The following is a 19,006-nucleotide window of genomic DNA, read 5'->3' as shown; positions in this document are numbered from 1 at the left end:
ATGCAAAAAATTAAAGGGGCATTTCCAGTATTAATAACACCGATGGATGAATTTCAAGAGATTGATTGGAAAGGCGTAAAACAAAACGTAAACTACTTTATTGAGCAAAAGGTAGCTGGAATTATTATTAATGGAAGTACAGGGGAATTTGTTAGTTTATCAAAAGAAGAACGATTTAACATGGTAGAAACAGTATTAAAAGAAGTTGATGGCCGTATTCCTGTCATTGTTGGAACTGCTGCAGAGACGACGAAAGAAACGATTGAATATACGAAACATGCAGAAGCGCACGGAGCGGATTGCGCATTAATTATAAACTCTTACTATTGTAAACCGAAGGAAGAGGAGATTTATTTTCATTTTAAAGAAATCTCAAACGCTGTAAATATACCAATTATGCTATACAATAACCCATTTACTTCTGGTGTTGATATGAGCACAGAGTTAATGCTCCGTATTGGAAAAGAGTGTAAAAATGTTACACATATTAAAGAATCTAGCGGAGATATTCGAAAAGCGAGAGATTTAGTAAGACAAGGTGAAGGTGCTTTCCAAGTCTTCTGCGGATCTGAAGATTTAGTTATGGAATCTTATTTAGTTGGTGCATCGGGATGGGTTTCAGTAGCCGGAAATATCGTTCCAGGACTCGTTACGAAAATGTATGAGCATTTTCAAAATGGTGAATTAGAAAAAGCGTGGGAAATGAACGATGCTATTTTACCTCTTTGTGAGTTTCTTGAAGGATCAGGAAAGTATGTGCAAATCGTTAAACGTTCAATGGAATTACATGGGCAAGTCGGAGGACCTTCACGTTATCCGAGATTAGGATTAACTGAAGAAGAAGATCAAAAGCTTCAAGCTATTTTACTAGAAATTGCAGCTCATGCAGCTGTTTAAATAAGGAGGAGAGTATATATGTTAACGACAAACATTGAGCTGAAACCAAAAGTGAAAGCGTTTTTAAATGAAGAAATTAAAATGTTTATTAATGGTGAATTTGTTTCTTCAATAAGTGGAAAGACGTTTGAAACATACAATCCAGCAACAGAAGATGTTCTAGCAGTCGTATGTGAAGCGCAAGAAGAAGATGTTGATGTCGCAGTAAAAGCGGCAAGATTTGCTTTTGAATCAGGCCCGTGGGCAGAGATGACTACTGCTGAAAGAGCACACCTTATTTATAAATTAGCAGATTTAATTGAAGAGCATAGAGAAGAATTAGCACAGCTGGAAGCTTTAGATAATGGAAAACCATATCAAGTAGCACTTGATGATGATATTTCAGCGACTGTAGAAAATTACCGCTATTACGCGGGATGGGCTACAAAAATTATTGGTCAAACCATTCCAATTTCAAAAGACTATTTAAATTACACACGCCATGAACCGGTTGGCGTTGTAGGTCAAATTATCCCGTGGAATTTTCCGCTCGTTATGTCTTCTTGGAAAATGGGAGCCGCTCTTGCGACGGGTTGTACGATTGTATTAAAACCAGCAGAGCAAACACCTTTATCTTTACTATATACAGCGAAGCTTTTTAAAGAAGCTGGTTTTCCAAACGGTGTCGTAAACTTTGTACCAGGTTTCGGTCCTGAAGCAGGATCGGCAATTGTAAACCATCATGATATTGATAAAGTAGCTTTCACAGGTTCAACAGTTACAGGGAAATATATTATGCGTCAATCTGCAGAAACAATTAAACATGTAACGTTAGAACTTGGTGGTAAGTCACCAAACATCATTTTAGAAGACGCTGACTTAGAAGAAGCGATTAACGGTGCGTTCCAAGGCATTATGTATAATCATGGTCAAAATTGTAGCGCAGGATCTCGAGTTTTCGTTCATCGGAAGCATTATGAAATAGTAGTAAATGAACTTGTGAAAATGGCAAATAACGTGAAGCTAGGGGCAGGTATGGAGGCGGAAACTGAAATGGGACCGCTCGTATCTAAAAAACAACAAGAGCGTGTGCTAAATTACATTGAACAAGGAAAATCTGAAGGTGCTACTGTTGCAGCTGGTGGTAAACGTGCATTTGAAAAAGGTTATTTTGTACAGCCAACAGTATTCACAAATGTTACAGACGATATGACAATCGTTAAGGAAGAAATTTTCGGACCAGTTGTCGTTGTACTCCCGTTCGATTCGACAGAAGAAGTAATTGAAAGAGCAAATCGCTCGTCTTACGGGCTTGCTGCGGGCGTATGGACACAAAATATTAAAACCGGACATCAAGTTGCCAATAAATTAAAGGCAGGAACAGTGTGGATTAATGATTATAACTTAGAAAATGCAGCTGCACCATTTGGCGGATATAAGCAATCTGGTATCGGACGTGAATTAGGTTCATACGCCCTTGATAACTATACAGAAGTGAAAAGTGTTTGGGTAAATATAAAGTAATAGAGAGTCTAACTGTTAATAAATAGAGGGATGAAATAATGAGAGATGCGGACAACTGGAAGGTTTAATAATAGTTGTCCGTTTTCTTATATATAAAATTACTTTTTTAAAAGAATTATAAGGGGGATTTGGATGGAGAAATTAGTAGAATGGTTAGTAGGGCAAGTTTGGAGTATTGGCTTAGTTGTTTTTGCATTAGGAGCAGGAGTGTATTTCACAATTGCAACTCGTTTTTTACAAATTCGCTATTTTAAGGAGATGATTAAACTATTATTTGAAGGGAAGAGCTCGGAGACTGGGATATCATCCTTTCAAGCATTTTGTTTGGCGTTATCAGGTAGGGTTGGAATTGGTAATATCGCAGGAGTAGCGACAGCTATCGCTTTCGGCGGACCTGGAGCTGTATTTTGGATGTGGGTGATGGCATTATTAGGAGCAGCTAGTGCATTTGTTGAATCAACATTAGCACAAGTATATAAAAGTAAAGTAGGCAATGAATACCGTGGTGGTACGCCATATTTCATTGAGAAAGGCTTGAAAATGAAATGGTTTGCGGTCATTGTAGCGGTCGTTGTAACACTATCATATGGCGTTTTATTACCAGGTATTCAATCGAGTAGTATCGCAGTTGGATTTGAAAATTCAAATGGTATTAGCAAATATATAACTGGTATATTGTTAGTCGTATTATTAGCAGCTATCATTTTTGGTGGCGTAAAGAGAATTGCGGGCGTTTCTCAAATGCTAGTTCCATTTATGGCAATTGGTTATGTAATTGTTACATGTATCGTATTAATTGCGAATGTAACGGAAATTCCAAGTATGTTTGCTTTAATTTTCTCAAGTGCTTTTGGTGTAAATGAAATGTTTGGCGGCATCGTCGGCGCAGCTATTGCATGGGGTGTAAAGCGTGCTGTATTTTCAAATGTTGCTGGTGTTGGAGAAGCAACGTATAGCTCTGCCGCTGCTGAAGTATCTCATCCTGCAAAACAAGGGCTAGTTCAAGCGTTTTCTGTATATATTGATACAATTGTAGTATGTACAGCGACAGCTCTTATGATATTAATAACAGGTATGTATAATGTAATACCTGAAGGGAAAAGCGCTATTGTAAAGAATATGGGAAATGTAGATGCAGGTCCAATCTATACACAACAAGCAGTTGAAACTGTTATGACAGGATTTGGTCCATTATTTATTTCAATCGCAATCTTCTTTTTTGCATTTACAACTTTACTCGCGTACTACTATATCGCTGAAACGACAATCACTTATTTAGATCGTGACCTCAAATATAGCTGGTTAAAACCAGTTTTGAAAATTGGGTTTTTAATTATGGTTTACATCGGTAGCGTAGAATCAGCTTCGCTATTATGGAACCTTGGAGATTTAGGAATCGGTAGTATGGCATGGTTAAACTTAATCGCGATTCTATTATTAAGTAAAACGGCATTAAAAGTGTTAAAAGACTATGAAACGCAGAAAAAAGAAGGGAAAGATCCAGTGTTTGATCCTAAAAATGTGGGAATTGAAGGTTTAACATTTTGGGAAGAAAGAAGTAAAGAGGTTGAAAGGAAAAATTCTAAAGAAAAAGTGTCAGTAGATAATGGGCTGAAACTGTAGATGTGCAAATTTAAAAGTGAAATAAACTGAAAATTCGTTCTATTTTTTTAAAGTAAATATTTGTATATGTCCTTTATTTTATCTCATACTAAAGTAAGTGTGAATAAAATGAATGGAGGATATACGATGGAAAATCAACAATATGGCTCTATAAATGATGTATTACTTGATTATAAAGAAGGTATAGGGAATTTTACGCAACAAATCCCTGAAATTGCAGAAACATATAACGCTTTTACACAAGCATGTTTTCAGGAGGGTACATTAACTAAAAGAGAAAAGCAGCTCATTGCATTAGGGATTAGTTTAGCAACACAAGACGAATATTGTACGATTTATCATACGAAGGGCTGTATTGACCAAGGATGTTCTGATAAAGAAATTTTAGAAGCTTGTGGTGTTTCAGCCGCGTTTGCTGGGGGAGCTGCAATGAGTCAGGCAGTAACCTTAGTACAAGAATGTCTGGTGGAATTGAAACATCAAAATCATTAAACAAGAAAAAGCCCTCCTTAAAATATTCTTTTAAGGGGGACTTTCTAGTTTAGTCTAATTTTTTTGAAAGAGTTTCAATTGTTTCATATAGTCGATAGCTTTTGTTTTATTACTCTGTTTAGAAACATAGTGTGCCTCGTTTAAATTTCTATAAAAACTATTAAATATTTCTTCAGAAAGTATGCCGTCAGAGATAGCTTTTTTTACTGCACAGTGTGGTTCATTTGTATGCGAACAATTAGAAAATTTACATTTCCGAGATATACCCGCAATATCTTCATATCCAAAATCAAAGTTACCTTTATGTTCTATCAAGTCAAATCCCATTTTAATATTCTATATTTTTATAAATCGATGTCTCTATATTAGGGAGAAGTGTGTATATGCTCTTACCAATTAAAGATTCTAATTCTTTCTTAATTGCATAGAATCCCTTCCAATGTAAAGAAGTATGAGAGGTTGTGCCATGACGTAAACCAACTGAAACCAATCTTTTTTCAAGAGTAGTAAAGCCTTCCGCATCAGCAAGTGCGTCACAAAGGGTAATCACCTTATTGTATAAGTCGTAGTCACTGTTTTCATTCAATATTTCAATTAATCGGCTTTCCATATAATCAGGAACAATGCTCCACTCTGCCGCGATATCTAAATGCTCATTTTTGCAAGGAAATGAATGCGTCACACATATAATGGCGTTTCCTGTATACCCTAAATCATTCATATACATATAACCATCATAGGAATGAATAACAGATTTAGTAAAACCTTTATATCTTCCTATGTCATGCAGGAGGGCAGCGTTGTATGCTATATCAGCATCTAGGTCGTACCCATTATTAATAAGTTCAACAACTATCTTTTCAGTTGCAAGGGCAACATTACGTGAATGATCGAACCACGGACCTGGGTTTTGTTCATATGCCCACTGGAGTAATTCTCTTGCATATGTCCTATCTAATATATATTTCATATAGGTATCCTTTCTTTAAAAAATCATATATTTAATAATTTCATCTTAGAATTTCATTATTCCTTCTTTAAAAGTTGTTACAATGAAACAAAAGGGGGAAAAGGAATGCGAAGTATAGTAATAGAAGAAATTAAACGACTTGATGAAGACATTGAAGAGCTTTCTGAACTGTTGAAAACTGTAGTAAATGATGGGGCGTCAATTGGTTTTTTACCTCCACTGGAACAAAAAGAAGCAACAAATTATTGGCAAACTGTATTAGCACCAGAAGTGATATTGTATGTTGCTAAAATAAACAATGAAGTGGCAGGGAGTATTCAATTACATTTAGTTACAAAGCCTAATGGGATACATAGAGCTGAAATTTGCAAGTTAATGACTCATCCGAATTATAGACGAAATGGTATTGGGCGTTTACTTATGCAAAAAGCAGAAGAACGGGCAAAGCGAGAAAACAGATCTCTTTTAGTATTAGATACTAGAGAAGGGGATTCTTCCAATAGATTGTACAAGTCATTAGGCTTTCAAGAATCCGGTAAAATACCGGGGTATGCAATTTCTCCGAATGGTGAGTTAGATGCAACGGTTATTTATTATAAAATGATTTAGTATTTTTATTTAAAAAGAGGGATATTTTCAAACCACAAAGTTGTTATTAGGTCTGAGTATTGATTTATAAAAAGATTGATAAACCCCTGTATAATAGGGGTTTTCTTTTCATTCATTAACTTTATATTGAATGTTCAATTTGAGGGCCAATTTGTATAAGGTTTTAATAGGTTTATAAGAGGTATTATTTAAATAGGAATTTTGAAGTCTTTTGGTGAATATTAAATGTTAATCTAAAAGATGGAGGTTGCTGTGATGTTGAAACTGTTTCAATATAACTGGCAAGTTCGTGATGATTGGTTTACATTGTGCGAAGACATGTCGGCTGAAGAACTGGTAAAGAAACGGGTCGGTGGGTTCGGCAGTATACTACATACCCTATTTCACATTGTAGATGTGGAATATATGTGGATCTTAGGTTTGCGAGGTGAACCAGTGCCTGAGGAGCCATTGTTTGAAGATTATGCTAGCTTGCAAAAAGTGAAAAATCTTTCGGATCAATACCACGAGAAAGTGAAGCCATTTGTGACCTCTTGGACAAATGAAATGGATTCTCGGAAACTTTCAGAAACTGATTTCAATGAAGAACCGATTAGCTCTAGAGACGCCCCAATTAGGCGCCGAGTCATTGAATGTACACACGGAGAGATAATACGTCATGTCATTGTCCATGAAATCCACCATATCGGCCAGTTATCTATATGGGCACGTGAGATAGGAAAGGAGCCAGTTTCCGCAAATCTGAGAGGGAGAGGGCTATTTGATAACTAGACTACCTTTGCCAATTTCGTAATTTATTTATAAACGAATGGTTTAATTGAGTATATTTAAAGCGTGTTTAGATCAATCTTTTTCAAAACACACTTTTTCTTTGTATTATTTTATCTAGGTTTATAGAGTTAATGTAATCAAACTTTTTTCGAAGCTACACTGTGATATATAATTGTAAGTAATTATTAACTACTTTAACGCCGTTTGTATTTTCAGACGGTGTTATAAGTATTTAACAGTAAAACGACAAAATAAATAATAGATTTGATAACTGGTAATTAAAATGCGTGAAGAATTGATATTTTTGTAGCTAGAAGAATTTGAGAAAGTTTTTAGAGGGTTCTTTTAGTAATACTCTTCCACTTATAATGGATGTAGAGAAGATGACTAGGCAACTATAGTTATTTTCATTTCATTTTTGGGAAGGGGATGAAAGAATGAAAAAGACAAGTTTACAAAAGGTGAAGAAGGTTATATTAAGTGGCGGGATATTACTTACGGGGGTATTAACATTTGGATTTTCAGAAAAGGCTTCAGCACATGGGTATGTAGAATCACCAGCGAGCCGATCTTATTTATGTAAGCAAGGGGTAAATGTAAATTGCGGTCCAGTTCAATATGAACCACAAAGTGTAGAAGGAATAGGGGGTTTTCCGCAATTAGGACCTTCTGATGGACAAATCGCAGGAGCTGGCCATTTTCCTGCTTTAGACGTTCAAGCAGTTGATAGGTGGAAGAAAGTTACGTTAAACGGCGGGATGAATACATTCAAGTGGAAACTAACCGCTCCTCATAGTACGAAAGAATGGAAATACTACATTACAAAGAAGGATTGGAATCCAAATATGCCTTTAACAAGGTCTAGTTTAGATTTAGTGCCGTTCTATGTAAAAAATGATGGCGGAGTTAGACCGGGGACAACAGTAACGCATGAAGCAAATGTACCAACTGACCGTAATGGCTACCATCTTATTTTAGCTGTTTGGGAGATTGCGGACACTGGAAATGCGTTTTATCAAGTTATTGATGTGAACCTTGTGAATAATGGTTTAAATTCCAATTTTGCTTTTAACAATGTAGTGCAAGTTCCTAAACTATTTTAAATTAAATATACATTTTGATCATCTAATTCATTTTAGATGATTTTTTTTATGAAAAATATAGAAGAAACTGCAATTATTTATAAAAAAATGTGTCTAAAATATTGTCATATTTGCTTCTTTAAGATATCCTTTTCATGAAGAGGTGGAAAACATGGAAAAAGTACTAGTTTTCGGGCATAAAAACCCAGATACAGATGCAATTTGTTCTGCGATTGCTTATGCAGAATTGAAAAAAGAATTAGGAATGAATGCTGAGCCTGTACGTTTAGGCGAAATCAGTGGTGAAACTCAATTTGCGTTAGACTCTTTTAAAGTAGAAGGACCGCGTTTTGTTGAGACAGTAGCAAACGAAGTGGACAACGTTATTTTAGTTGACCATAACGAGCGTCAACAAAGTGCTAACGATATCGAATCTGTTCGTGTGTTAGAAGTTATTGACCATCACCGTATTGCTAACTTTGAAACAAGCGATCCTATTTACTACCGTTGTGAGCCAGTTGGATGTACAGCTACAATCTTAAACAAAATGTACAAAGAAAATGGCGTTACAATTCGTAAAGAAGTTGCTGGTTTAATGTTATCTGCAATCATTTCAGATTCTTTACTATTCAAATCTCCAACTTGCACAGAACAAGACGTAGCAGCAGCTCGTGAATTAGCGGAAATCGCTGGTGTAGATGCAGATAGCTACGGCTTAGAAATGTTAAAAGCTGGTGCTGATTTAAGCGGAAAAACAATGGAGCAATTAATCTCTCTTGACGCTAAAGAATTCCAAATGGGTAACGCGAAAGTTGAAATCGCACAAGTAAACGCTGTTGATACAAACGACGTTCTTGTACACCAAGCAGAACTTGAAAAAGTTATCACTACAGTAGTAGAAGAAAAAGGTTTGGACCTATTCTTATTCGTTGTAACTGATATCTTAACTAACGATTCTGTTGGTCTTGCGATTGGTAAAGCAACAAACGTTGTTGAGAAAGCTTACAACGTAACATTACAAAACAACACAGCTACTTTAAAAGGTGTTGTATCTCGTAAAAAACAAATCGTTCCTGTATTAACAGAAACATTCCAAGCTTAATATTATTGAGTATGGATAAAAGAAAGGACAAGTAGTCATATTGGCTACTTGTCCTTTTTATTATAAAATTACAGAAGAGCCTATTGGATGGAAATAAAAAAGGATAGCAATAGCTATCCTTCTTATCATTTATTCATAAGATCGTTTCTTATTTATATAAAATGTGATAATAGCTGCAATAATGAAAATAGGTATTGCGTACGCTTGCCCAACAAAGAATTTCCAACCTACAGTATTATAGCCCTCAGATGCTGGAATGATAATCGCGATGATACAAACAATAATATAAGCTAATAATGCTGGGAGTATATTTTTCATAGTTGTTCACCTCCTTTTTATACTATATTTATATATTGTGCTATTGAATAGAGATTGGGAGATTAAGTGTACTTGATTTTACGAAATCTTTACAAATTCACTAAAGGATGAGGAGTCTGCATGCTGTATGAAAGTGACTTTAGTACGGTGTGTTTATGTAATAATACATATGCTTAATAGACTGTTCTGAAATAAATTAAACCAAATATAGGATATAATGTAATTTTATCTTTCGAGATAAGTATATAGTATTCTGTAAAAAAATGTACTGAAAAATTGATATTTCATAAGAAATATAGAATCGAGGTAAGAAATAACGATGAAAAGGTTATGCATAATTCCATGCGGAAAGAAGAAAATTTGGGATAAGTACTCAGATTACGGAGAGGCAGAGGCAAAAGATGTATATATTAGTCCATTCGGAAAAGCATGTCAGGCGTATGCAACTGAGTTTTTCGAGAATTGGGTTATATTATCAGCAAAGCATGGATTTTTAAGACCAAATGATATTGTAAAGGGAAATTATGATCTTGCATTTGATTCAAATAGTAATGAGATTATTAGCATAGATCAATTAAAACAACAGATGATTGATAAAGATTTACTTCAGTTTGATGAAATAGTATTACTTGCAGGGAAGAAGCATAAAAAAGTTGTGACGAAGCTATATCCAGAAGAAATCATTACATATCCATTAGAAGGGTGTAAAGGAATTGGGTATATGTTGCAGAGGTTGAATGGGGCAGTGGAAGCGCAGAAGGAAGTATAGGGATAAATTAGTAATATAGATTCAAATTATACCAAATTAATACATTTAAAATAGACTAGTAAACAAGCCTTTTTACGTTTTTAAACATAGAATATGATGAACGCTATTGAGGGGAGAGTCATATTCATGTGTAATAATTGTGGTTGTAGACGCAGAGATTGTAATAGATTTTGGGATGATTTAATGTTTGGAAGATGTAGACGCAGAGATTGTGATGATTGTGGTTGTAGACGTAAACGTGACTGTGATTGTGATGATTGCCGTCGCAATCGTAAACGTGACGACGATGATGATAAATGTCGTAAGTGGTAATATTTTAAAAAGAGTACTTCGAAGTAAGTACTCTTTTTGTGTATAAACCTTTTAAATTCCATCTTGAACAGATTTTTTTTCAATTTCCCATGAATCCTGTTTTATAATCTTTAAAGCTACATTAGTACCATTAGATTCCTTATAAAAGATATATCCGTGGTTTGATTTAACGTAAGTTAAAGGCTCGCCAATGCAATCTTTAGAACAAGATGTGTTGATAAGTTCAATTAAGGATAGTTCGCTAGGATCGGTTTTACTAGCATCTATAAGTGTATCAAGGTTTGTTTTACGAAAACCTTGTAAGTTTACATCGAAATTCTTTTCTATTTCTCCAGTAACGCTAGTATTCATTACTTCAACTGAATTTTTCTTTTCTAGAAGAAAACCATTTCCATAAAGGAATTTTGTATATCCAAGCCAGGCGATTAAAAATAGTATAAAAAACATACCAGTTGTTTTAAGTTTTCGAAGCCGTTTACTTACGATTGATTCTGAATATTTCATTCAGCCTAATCCTCCAATGTTTTTATTTTAAAGTATGCTTGGGTATATATATTTAGAAGGAGATGAAAGTTAGAGAGTTACTGATTCAAAAAAAGAAAGCATCTGAAGTTAGGTGCTTTCTTTTTGAATACTGTCCGCTATCTGTTAGTTACTTGTTTCATAAGCGGTCTTATTTCTTTAACAGGTGGTTTTTTATCATAGGCATCAACGTAAGAAAAGTAATAATTTAAGTTTCTAAGAAGTCCCTTTCCTATTTTTGTGCTTAAGAAGGGGAATACTTGTCCAGTATAATCATCGAGAGATTTACAATAGTATTTTTCATCTAAGTATATGCTGTATTTACATGTTAGTTCTACTAATGAGTTACCTTCATCATCAAATACTTCTTTAGAATCAATAATGTCTATTAATGCGAATTTTTCATTCAGATAAACTTTCTTCTTTTTCTCGTGCTTATTTGTGAGAATAAATACGAGACCAATTGCGTTAATCAAACTATTTCCTCCTATAAAAAACGGATATTAATAAAATATATCGATATACGTTAAATGTAAAGAGGAGTAGTGAAATATCATTGATAGAAAACTAAACAAGCCGATTTGTTTTTTCAAATCGGCTTGTTTTTATTGAAATACTTGCGGAAATTGTTTTACGATTGCGTCTGTTATCATGTCGGCCATTTCTAATGCTTCTTTTTCAATTTTATCGTATAGTTTTACACTGGCATCATAATCTTTATTTAGGAAGGCAAGTGCTTCCGCTTTCGTTAACGCTAAATGCTCATAAAACATTTTTCTAAATTCTTCTTTTTCTATATGTGGATTGATACTAGTTAGAAACTCAACAATTTCGTCTCCATTAGCGTACCATTTCTTTTCTATAGCGGCCGCTTCGTTTTGATCACCAGCTTTTGCGGCTTTAACAAGATCAGCAGCGATTGTTAAGTGGTCTTTAATTAATGCACTATATTTTTTTACTGCATTTTCTCCGTAGAATGGTTCAAGTGATAGCCCCATGTGTGTTGCATTTTGTAGAAGACGTCCAACGGTAACGTTTACGTCGGGCAAGTTAAAGATGATGCCTATAATGGCTAATCGTGTCCAAGCAACGTGTTGTTCCCATAAAGAACGCATATATCCTTTTAGAAAGTTTTCGTTTTTACTAACTCGGTAATTTCGTACAAATGAATCGAAGTTTCCATTAGTGATATGATAAGGGGAGTAATACGATTGCCAATAAGTATACATAAATAGTTACACTCCTTTGAACATGTATATCTCACAATATGATAAACGTTATTTTTAAGTTACGTGTCCAAGAGATTTTTTGAGAGTTGGAAAAGGAGAAAGTTGAAGGGGAATAAAAAACACATTTATGATATATATGAATAAAAAGAATTTTAAAATAATAGAGGTCCTGCAAGGGAAATTGCAGGACCTCAAAAGGGTATTGCCGAGATGTCGGACTCGACTACGTAATATTAACATAAAATTCTTTCGAAAAAACCTGGTAAATGTGTCCAAATGAGAAGGGTGCTTTTTAATAAAGTTAAAGGGATCTGCTTCCCGCGGCAGATCCCTTTAACTAGATAATGTTGATGAGCAAAAACTCATCTAGAGTACTTTTATAGTAACAAATGAAATTCACTTTGTGTATTGAGAAAAAATGAATTGCTTGTATGAATGTAGCGGATTTATATTTTGCTTTTTGGAATTATAATCATTTGTGGAGAGCGGAATAGGGTTCTAAAATGGAGAAAAGACTTTTCAGCCAGGCTACGATACATTGCAATATGTAAGTATAAAAAAAGACCTGCTAATTTAAGCAGGTCAACATAAGGGGTTTATCTAACAGATTATTATATATGGTAACAACTGTATTGTAGTAAGTCTATAAGTTATATGTTGAGAAAATTTGTTTGAATGATATATATTTGGCACATGTATTAACGTTTAAAAAGTTGAGAAAGGAAATTCATAAGCTTGCTATAAGAAAATAAGGGCTGATACTTATAAAATGATTCATATTTCCACGCATCATTATTAGAGAATTGGAGTTGTTTATTTGATGCTTTAGGTTTGTTGGAATTATTGTAACGACTCTTCATAATTTAACCTCCTCAAATTCATATGTATACGATTAGTAGTATTCTAGGAAGGTAAATTAAATGAATATTTATTTTGAAATTCTTTCTTCTTGTGTACTAGATTTGTTTTTTTATGTTGGAAAACGTAGGAAGCAAATAGAACTCAAATACTTATAAAATTCAAAGTGGCGAGAATCAGTTTGATGATATAATGGGAATAGATGAAAGATAAAGAAAAGCAGGTGACTCTTTTTTGTTTACAAAAGCACAAGAACTTTTAGCGTCTTATTTCGGTTATTCGTCATTCCGAAGAGGACAAGATGAAACAATTAAAAATGTATTAGATGGGAAAGATACAGTCTGTATTATGCCTACGGGTGGTGGTAAGTCAATTTGTTATCAAATTCCCGCATTAGTATTCGAAGGAACGACATTAGTTATTTCACCTTTGATTTCACTTATGAAAGACCAAGTAGATACATTAGTACAAAACGGTATTTCAGCGACTTATATTAATAGTTCTATTTCTATTACAGAAGCAAATCAACGAATTCAATTAGCGAAACAAGGCCATTATAAGTTACTTTATGTGGCGCCTGAGCGTCTTGATTCAATGGAATTTGTTGATCAACTTATCGATATGAAAATCCCGATGATTGCAATTGATGAGGCGCACTGTATTTCGCAGTGGGGACATGATTTCCGTCCTAGTTATTTACATATACATCGCATATTAGATTATCTTCCAGAAAAGCCGCTCGTATTAGCGTTAACTGCTACGGCAACACCACAAGTTCGTGAAGATATTTGCAACACGCTTGGAATTAATCAAGAAAACACGATTATGACAACGTTTGAGCGCGAGAACTTATCATTCTCTGTCATTAAAGGACAGGATCGTAATGCTTATTTAGCGGATTATATTCGTCAAAATCAGAAGGAATCTGGGATTATATATGCAGCTACAAGAAAAGTTGTCGATCAGTTATATGAAGATTTAGGGAAAGCAGGAGTTTCTGTATCGAAATATCATGCTGGTATGAGCGACCACGATCGAAATGAACAGCAAGAACTCTTTTTACGAGATGAAATAAGTGTTATGGTGGCAACATCTGCATTTGGAATGGGTATAGATAAATCGAATATACGTTACGTTATCCATTATCAACTTCCAAAAAATATGGAAAGTTACTATCAAGAAGCAGGACGTGCTGGTCGTGATGGATTAGATAGTGAATGTATTTTGTTATATTCTTCTCAAGATGTGCAAGTACAACGCTTTTTAATCGATCAATCAACTGGAGAATCACGTTTTTCAAATGAGCTTGAAAAACTCCAAAATATGACCGATTACTGTCATACAGAACAATGTTTACAATCATTTATTTTGCAATACTTCGGAGAAGAGCCGAAGGAAGATTGTGGTCGCTGCGGTAATTGTACGGACGACCGTGAAAGTATCGATGTGACGAGAGAATCCCAAATGGTACTATCTTGTATGATTAGGACGAACCAACGATTCGGAAAGCAAATGATTGCACAAGTATTAACTGGATCTAAAAATAAGAAAGTCATTGAATTTAATTTTCATACTTTGCCAACGTACGGTCTTTTATCAAACCGTAGTGTAAAAGAAGTCAGTGAGTTTATTGAGTTTTTAATTTCAGATGAGTTAATTGCAGTTGAACATGGTACGTATCCAACATTAAAAGTAACGGAAAAAGGAAAAGAAGTATTACTTGGTAAAGAGAATGTTTTACGCAAAGAACGAGTAGAAACGAGACAAATTGTTCAAGACCATCCTTTATTTGAAGTGCTTCGTGAAGTGCGTAAAGAAATTGCACAAGGAGAAGGTGTACCACCGTTCGTTATTTTCTCTGACCAAACGTTAAAAGATATGTGTGCGAAAATGCCACAAAGTGACTCCGAACTCCTAACTGTAAAAGGAATCGGAGAACACAAACTTGTGAAGTACGGGTCTCACTTCTTACAAGCAGTTCAGCACTTTATTGAGGATAACCCAAACTATGCGGAAACAATTAAGACTGAAGTTGTTTCAGAGAGTAAAAAATCAGGAAAAGCGTCAGCGAATTCTCATTTAGAAACGTATGAAATGTATAAACAAGGCATTGATCTAGATGAAATTGCTAAAGAACGTAGCTTATCAAGACAAACAATTGAAAATCATTTAATTCGCTGCTTTGAAGATGGAATGGAAGTAGACTGGAACAGTTTTGTTCCTGCAGAATATGAATCACTGATTGAAACTGCCGTGCAAAATGCAGAGGGTGGTCTGAAATCGATTAAGGACCAACTTCCAAATGAAGTGAGTTACTTTATGATTCGTGCTTATTTACAAATTAGAAAGTAGAGACATATAAAGGGGATAGGGATTTATGCATCACGTTTTCGTGTATGGCACGTTAAGAAAAGAGCAAACGAATGCTCATTATATGCGAGGTGCAACATGCATCGTAGACGGAGCATGGACGTATGGCAAATTATTTGATACAAACGAGGGGTATCCTGCAATGATTTGTTCAAACGAGGAAAAAGTATACGGGGAAGTTTATGAAGTAAATAGTGATGTTTTGCAAAAATTAGATGAACTTGAAGAATATACAGGTAATGCAGAGAGTGATTTATATGACCGGATTACCCAAACTATTTATTTTGGGGATATAGAAACACATGCATATGTGTATGTTGCTCAAGATAGAGAAATGTTAAAGAAAGTTATTATTTCTGGTGATTGGGTGGAGTATCAAAAGGGAAAATAAAAAAAGCAATAGAATGATGTGAAAGCAGATAGTGGAATAATCCATTATCTGCTTTTTGAATTTATACTTTTAAAATTCTTATTATTTTGATGAAATGTAAATATAGGGAAATAATACGGGGGATTTTTCATGGGTATCAGAAATTTAGTTTCTCACCTGTAGTAGAAAAATCTATTGCGAGAGGAGAATAATAATGGACGAATTAAATGTGAAGGAATTTTACAAAAAACAATTTGAACTGTCGAATTATGATATAAACACAGAAAGCTGGATAGAGCAGGTTGCTAAAGAGGTGCAAGAACAAGTCGGATATCCATTTCAAACGATGTTAGAACTTGGTGCAGGAAATGGTGAATTTGCAAGGGCGATGTCTAAGTTAAATATAAAAATGACTACTGTTGAGCTTGTACAAGAGTTGGTTATGTTTGCCAAAGAACATTCTACTAATGACATTGCTATTCACTGTGCTGACTTTTATAAAATTAACTTTGAAGAAAAATTTGATGTGGTTAGTTATTTAGATGGATTTGGTGTAGGAACAAATGATGAGCAATTGTTTCTACTAAAACGGATTAAAGATTGGATGAAGGATGATGGATGTGCACTTATTGATATTTATCAATCTTTGTATTGGAAAAAGGTAAGTGGACAAGAGATGCTATTAAGTTCAGCTATGCGAAAATATGAATACGATAGTATAAATGAAAGAATGTTAGATCATTGGTGGGATCCTAATCAACCTAATGAGATTGTGACACAGTCTTTACGTTGTTATACAGTTGAAGAGATTAGTGATTTATGTGCTAAAGCAGGTTTAAGTATTGTAGGATTCTTCCCAGGGGGAGCATTTGATTTTGAACAATGGAAATATAAAGAACTGGCAAGTTTAAATGAATGTTTGTCATATAGAATTAAAGTAAAGAAGAGTAGAGATTTATCTCTACTCTTTTATATTTTAGAAAATTCTTACTTAAACTATTGACTTTATGAATGGATTTTTAATACAATTGTATCTCGACTGAAAAATTGGAACGGGCAGGAGGGAATCATCAAATGAGTAACATATTTGAAGAAGAATTACAGAAAATGAAAGATATTTTATGTACGATGGATGAGCAATTAGAGCAACTTGAAAAAATCCCAGTTTATTATGGAGAAGATTTTAAAGAGCAAATTCTTGAAAGTATGAGGGAGTCTAATAGACAAAGCTTACGTATTGGTGTACATGAGCCGTATTTTGGAAGATTAGACTTTCAGGAGGATGGCAAGGAAGAAGTTATGCCGATTTACATCGGTAAAGTAGGTGTTTCAGATAAAGATACGATGAAACCAATTGTAATTGATTGGCGTGCACCTGTCGCAAGTATGTTTTATTCATTTACCGGTGGTGATGAATTAGCATTTTATCATTCACCAGACGGATTAGTAGAAGGCGATGTTTATTTAAAGCGAAATATTTCGATTCGAAAGAGAGAATTAGAACGTGTTGTTGATACATATGTGAAAGGAAATGAAGATGTCTCGCATGCTGATGATTTTCTTCTATATCGATTAGGCGAGAATAAAGATAATAAATTGAAAGATATCGTTTCGACTATACAATCGGAACAAAATGATATTATTCGTGCGGAAAGAAACTTACCATTATTAATTCAAGGGGTTGCAGGGAGCGGAAAAACAACGATCGCTTTACATCGCCTTGCTTTTTTAATTTATGAATATCGTGAACAGCTTGAAGCGGAGAGAATGATCGTATTCGCTCCAAACAGTTTGTTTTTAGACTATATTTCGAGTGTACTTCCTGAGTTAGGGGTAGGAAATATTAGTCAAACAACGTTTCCAGATTGGGCATTACGTACGTTAGATGGTTCGGTGAAACTAAAGCAGACAGAAGAAAAATTGAAAGAAGCTTTTTCAATTAATCGCGATGAAAAAAAGGTTATGCTCGGAAAATTAAAAGGCACGCTGGAATTTAAGTCGTTTATTGAAGAAAGAATGATTCAATTTGAAAAAGAATTAGTACCGACAAAAGATTTTGAGGCATGGGATAAAGCAGTTATTCCAGTGGAAGACGTTAAAAAATGGATGCAAGTTGAATATAAACATTATCCATTAAAGAAAAGAAGAGAACGTTTAGTCGGCCGAATGAAGCGCTGGATTGAAATTGAACTTAAAAAGTTTGGAGAAACAAACGAGAAAAAGTTACTAAAAAAAGAAGCAACAAAGAGATTAAACACATATATGAATTTTTGGCCAAAAATGAGCCCACTTTCACTATATAGTTCGATGATGAAGAGTAAAGAAATACTCGAAGTATTACCTGAAGAACTTGTTCAAGAAACAGAAAAGAATTGCCGTAAAAAAGAAGTATATGTAGAAGATTTACCAGCTTTAATTTACATACACCATCGCATAAATGGAATTGAAATCGGACAGAAGTTTCATCACGTCGTTATTGATGAAGCACAAGATTTTTCACCATTCCAAGTGTATGTATTAAAAGAAATTACACTAGGTAATTCTTTCACCATATTAGGTGATTTATCTCAAGCGATTTATGATTATCAAGGAATTGAAGACTGGAATGCTTTTAAGGAAGTATTCCAAGAAGCAGGTTATTATGAACTGACGAGAAGTTATCGTTCTACAAAAGAAATTATTGAATTCGCGAATGAAATAATTAAAAATGCAGAGATTCCAGTAGGACTCGCAACACCAGTTTTCCGTAGCGGTGAAGACGTGAAAGTAATCCGGGCAGAGGACCAATTTACTGAAGTTTTAAAGACATTACAGCATTTGCAAAATGAAGATGTGAAAACAATCGCGGTAATTGGTAGAACAGATGATGAATGCCGTGATATATATGAGAAATTAACAAATGTAGGGTTGACAGTTAATGTCATTGAAGCAGATCAAAGCAAGTATGAAGGTGGTATTTCGGTAGTACCAGTATACTTGGCGAAAGGGTTAGAATTTGATGCCGTACTTCTAATCGACGTTGATGAAGAACATTACAAAAATACAAAACATGATGCGAAATTATTGTATGTCGGATGTACAAGGTCGCTTCATGATTTATGGATTTTCTATAGCGGGGAAGTATCACCTTTAATTAAGGGATTAAAATAAATAAAAAAGAGGATTTTCTAGTAGTTCATGAAAATCCTCTTTTTATAGTTAAAAGGTAT

Annotated in this window: 20 protein-coding genes; 14 read left to right on the top strand and 6 right to left on the bottom strand. The window is 34.5% G+C overall.

From position 1 onward, the window contains the following. From dapA to DN408_RS30085, 4 genes are all read left to right on the top strand, one after another. The gene (gene dapA / locus DN408_RS30100) at nt 1-897 is read left to right on the top strand and encodes a 4-hydroxy-tetrahydrodipicolinate synthase (protein ID WP_002127763.1); all 897 of its coding nucleotides are present in this window, start codon (nt 1-3) and stop codon (nt 895-897) included. 18 nt (nt 898-915) lie between these two features. Continuing rightward, the gene (locus DN408_RS30095; RefSeq protein WP_002032614.1) at nt 916-2,400 is read left to right on the top strand and encodes an aldehyde dehydrogenase family protein; all 1,485 of its coding nucleotides are present in this window, start codon (nt 916-918) and stop codon (nt 2,398-2,400) included. Nucleotides 2,401-2,532: 132 nt separating this feature from the next. After that, nucleotides 2,533-4,023 carry an alanine/glycine:cation symporter family protein gene (locus tag DN408_RS30090; protein WP_016127119.1) on the top strand — a complete coding sequence of 497 codons (1,491 nt, stop codon included), beginning with the start codon at nt 2,533-2,535 and terminating at the stop codon, nt 4,021-4,023. A gap of 126 nt (nt 4,024-4,149) precedes the next feature. Continuing rightward, entirely contained in the window at nt 4,150-4,515 is a 366-nt protein-coding gene (locus tag DN408_RS30085) for a carboxymuconolactone decarboxylase family protein (protein WP_002168216.1), read from the top strand. A 54-nt stretch (nt 4,516-4,569) separates the two neighbouring features. Here the strand turns inward: DN408_RS30085 and DN408_RS30080 are convergent, their stop codons facing one another. Beyond that, on the bottom strand, nt 4,570-4,842 hold the full coding sequence (locus DN408_RS30080; protein WP_033713265.1) for a P-loop NTPase family protein: 273 nt from the start codon (nt 4,840-4,842) through the stop codon (nt 4,570-4,572). Between the two features lies 1 nt (nt 4,843). Then, a complete protein-coding gene (locus DN408_RS30075; protein ID WP_003189790.1) occupies nt 4,844-5,485 on the bottom strand; it encodes an HD domain-containing protein in 642 nt (213 codons plus the stop codon). Between the two features lie 105 nt (nt 5,486-5,590). Here DN408_RS30075 and DN408_RS30070 point away from each other — a divergent pair, with 105 nt between their 5' ends. The 4 genes from DN408_RS30070 (at nt 5,591) to ppaC (ending at nt 9,049) form a co-directional block, all read left to right on the top strand. Further along, nucleotides 5,591-6,094, top strand: coding sequence for a GNAT family N-acetyltransferase (locus DN408_RS30070; protein ID WP_048516846.1), 504 nt, complete (start codon nt 5,591-5,593; stop codon nt 6,092-6,094). Between the two features lie 255 nt (nt 6,095-6,349). Beyond that, nucleotides 6,350-6,865, top strand: coding sequence for a DinB family protein (locus tag DN408_RS30065; protein WP_002168219.1), 516 nt, complete (start codon nt 6,350-6,352; stop codon nt 6,863-6,865). Between the two features lie 437 nt (nt 6,866-7,302). Beyond that, complete coding sequence (locus DN408_RS30060; protein ID WP_063226209.1) at nt 7,303-7,968, top strand: lytic polysaccharide monooxygenase; 666 nt, start codon at nt 7,303-7,305, stop codon at nt 7,966-7,968. A gap of 151 nt (nt 7,969-8,119) precedes the next feature. Beyond that, nucleotides 8,120-9,049 (top strand): manganese-dependent inorganic pyrophosphatase, encoded by a 930-nt coding sequence (gene ppaC, locus DN408_RS30055; protein WP_002032629.1) that lies wholly within the window; start codon nt 8,120-8,122, stop codon nt 9,047-9,049. 129 nt (nt 9,050-9,178) lie between these two features. Here ppaC and DN408_RS30050 read toward each other — a convergent pair whose 3' ends face one another. After that, nucleotides 9,179-9,367: a DUF4017 family protein gene (locus tag DN408_RS30050; protein WP_002012993.1), complete on the bottom strand. Its 189-nt coding sequence runs from the start codon at nt 9,365-9,367 to the stop codon at nt 9,179-9,181. A 319-nt stretch (nt 9,368-9,686) separates the two neighbouring features. Here DN408_RS30050 and DN408_RS30045 point away from each other — a divergent pair, with 319 nt between their 5' ends. Further along, on the top strand, nt 9,687-10,136 hold the full coding sequence (locus DN408_RS30045) for a DUF6884 domain-containing protein (RefSeq protein ID WP_002012995.1): 450 nt from the start codon (nt 9,687-9,689) through the stop codon (nt 10,134-10,136). Between the two features lie 126 nt (nt 10,137-10,262). Next, entirely contained in the window at nt 10,263-10,448 is a 186-nt protein-coding gene (locus tag DN408_RS31705; RefSeq protein ID WP_002085081.1) for a hypothetical protein, read from the top strand. 51 nt (nt 10,449-10,499) lie between these two features. On the opposite strand, the gene DN408_RS30040 is transcribed toward DN408_RS31705, so the two are convergent. The 3 genes from DN408_RS30040 to DN408_RS30030 all read right to left on the bottom strand — a co-directional run bounded on the left by DN408_RS30040 (nt 10,500) and on the right by DN408_RS30030 (nt 12,199). Continuing rightward, the gene (locus DN408_RS30040) at nt 10,500-10,952 is read right to left on the bottom strand and encodes a hypothetical protein (protein ID WP_002012998.1); all 453 of its coding nucleotides are present in this window, start codon (nt 10,950-10,952) and stop codon (nt 10,500-10,502) included. Nucleotides 10,953-11,089: 137 nt separating this feature from the next. After that, nucleotides 11,090-11,446, bottom strand: coding sequence for a hypothetical protein (locus tag DN408_RS30035; RefSeq protein WP_002012999.1), 357 nt, complete (start codon nt 11,444-11,446; stop codon nt 11,090-11,092). A 129-nt stretch (nt 11,447-11,575) separates the two neighbouring features. Next, entirely contained in the window at nt 11,576-12,199 is a 624-nt protein-coding gene (locus DN408_RS30030; protein ID WP_002127750.1) for a hypothetical protein, read from the bottom strand. A 1,092-nt stretch (nt 12,200-13,291) separates the two neighbouring features. Between DN408_RS30030 and recQ the strand changes: the two genes are divergently transcribed. From recQ to DN408_RS30010, 4 genes are all read left to right on the top strand, one after another. Beyond that, entirely contained in the window at nt 13,292-15,409 is a 2,118-nt protein-coding gene (gene recQ / locus DN408_RS30025; protein ID WP_002013002.1) for a DNA helicase RecQ, read from the top strand. A 25-nt stretch (nt 15,410-15,434) separates the two neighbouring features. Beyond that, nucleotides 15,435-15,818 (top strand): gamma-glutamylcyclotransferase family protein, encoded by a 384-nt coding sequence (locus DN408_RS30020; RefSeq protein WP_003189801.1) that lies wholly within the window; start codon nt 15,435-15,437, stop codon nt 15,816-15,818. Nucleotides 15,819-16,011: 193 nt separating this feature from the next. Next, nucleotides 16,012-16,800, top strand: coding sequence for a class I SAM-dependent methyltransferase (locus DN408_RS30015; protein ID WP_003189802.1), 789 nt, complete (start codon nt 16,012-16,014; stop codon nt 16,798-16,800). Between the two features lie 71 nt (nt 16,801-16,871). Further along, the gene (locus DN408_RS30010; protein WP_033734042.1) at nt 16,872-18,947 is read left to right on the top strand and encodes a HelD family protein; all 2,076 of its coding nucleotides are present in this window, start codon (nt 16,872-16,874) and stop codon (nt 18,945-18,947) included. Nucleotides 18,948-19,006 lie beyond the last annotated feature (59 nt).

Origin of the sequence: Bacillus sp. AR13-1 (genome assembly GCF_008042285.1) — a bacterium.
Classification (GTDB): domain Bacteria; phylum Bacillota; class Bacilli; order Bacillales; family Bacillaceae_G; genus Bacillus_A; species Bacillus_A mycoides.
This window is presented reverse-complemented; position numbering and strand designations above follow the sequence as displayed.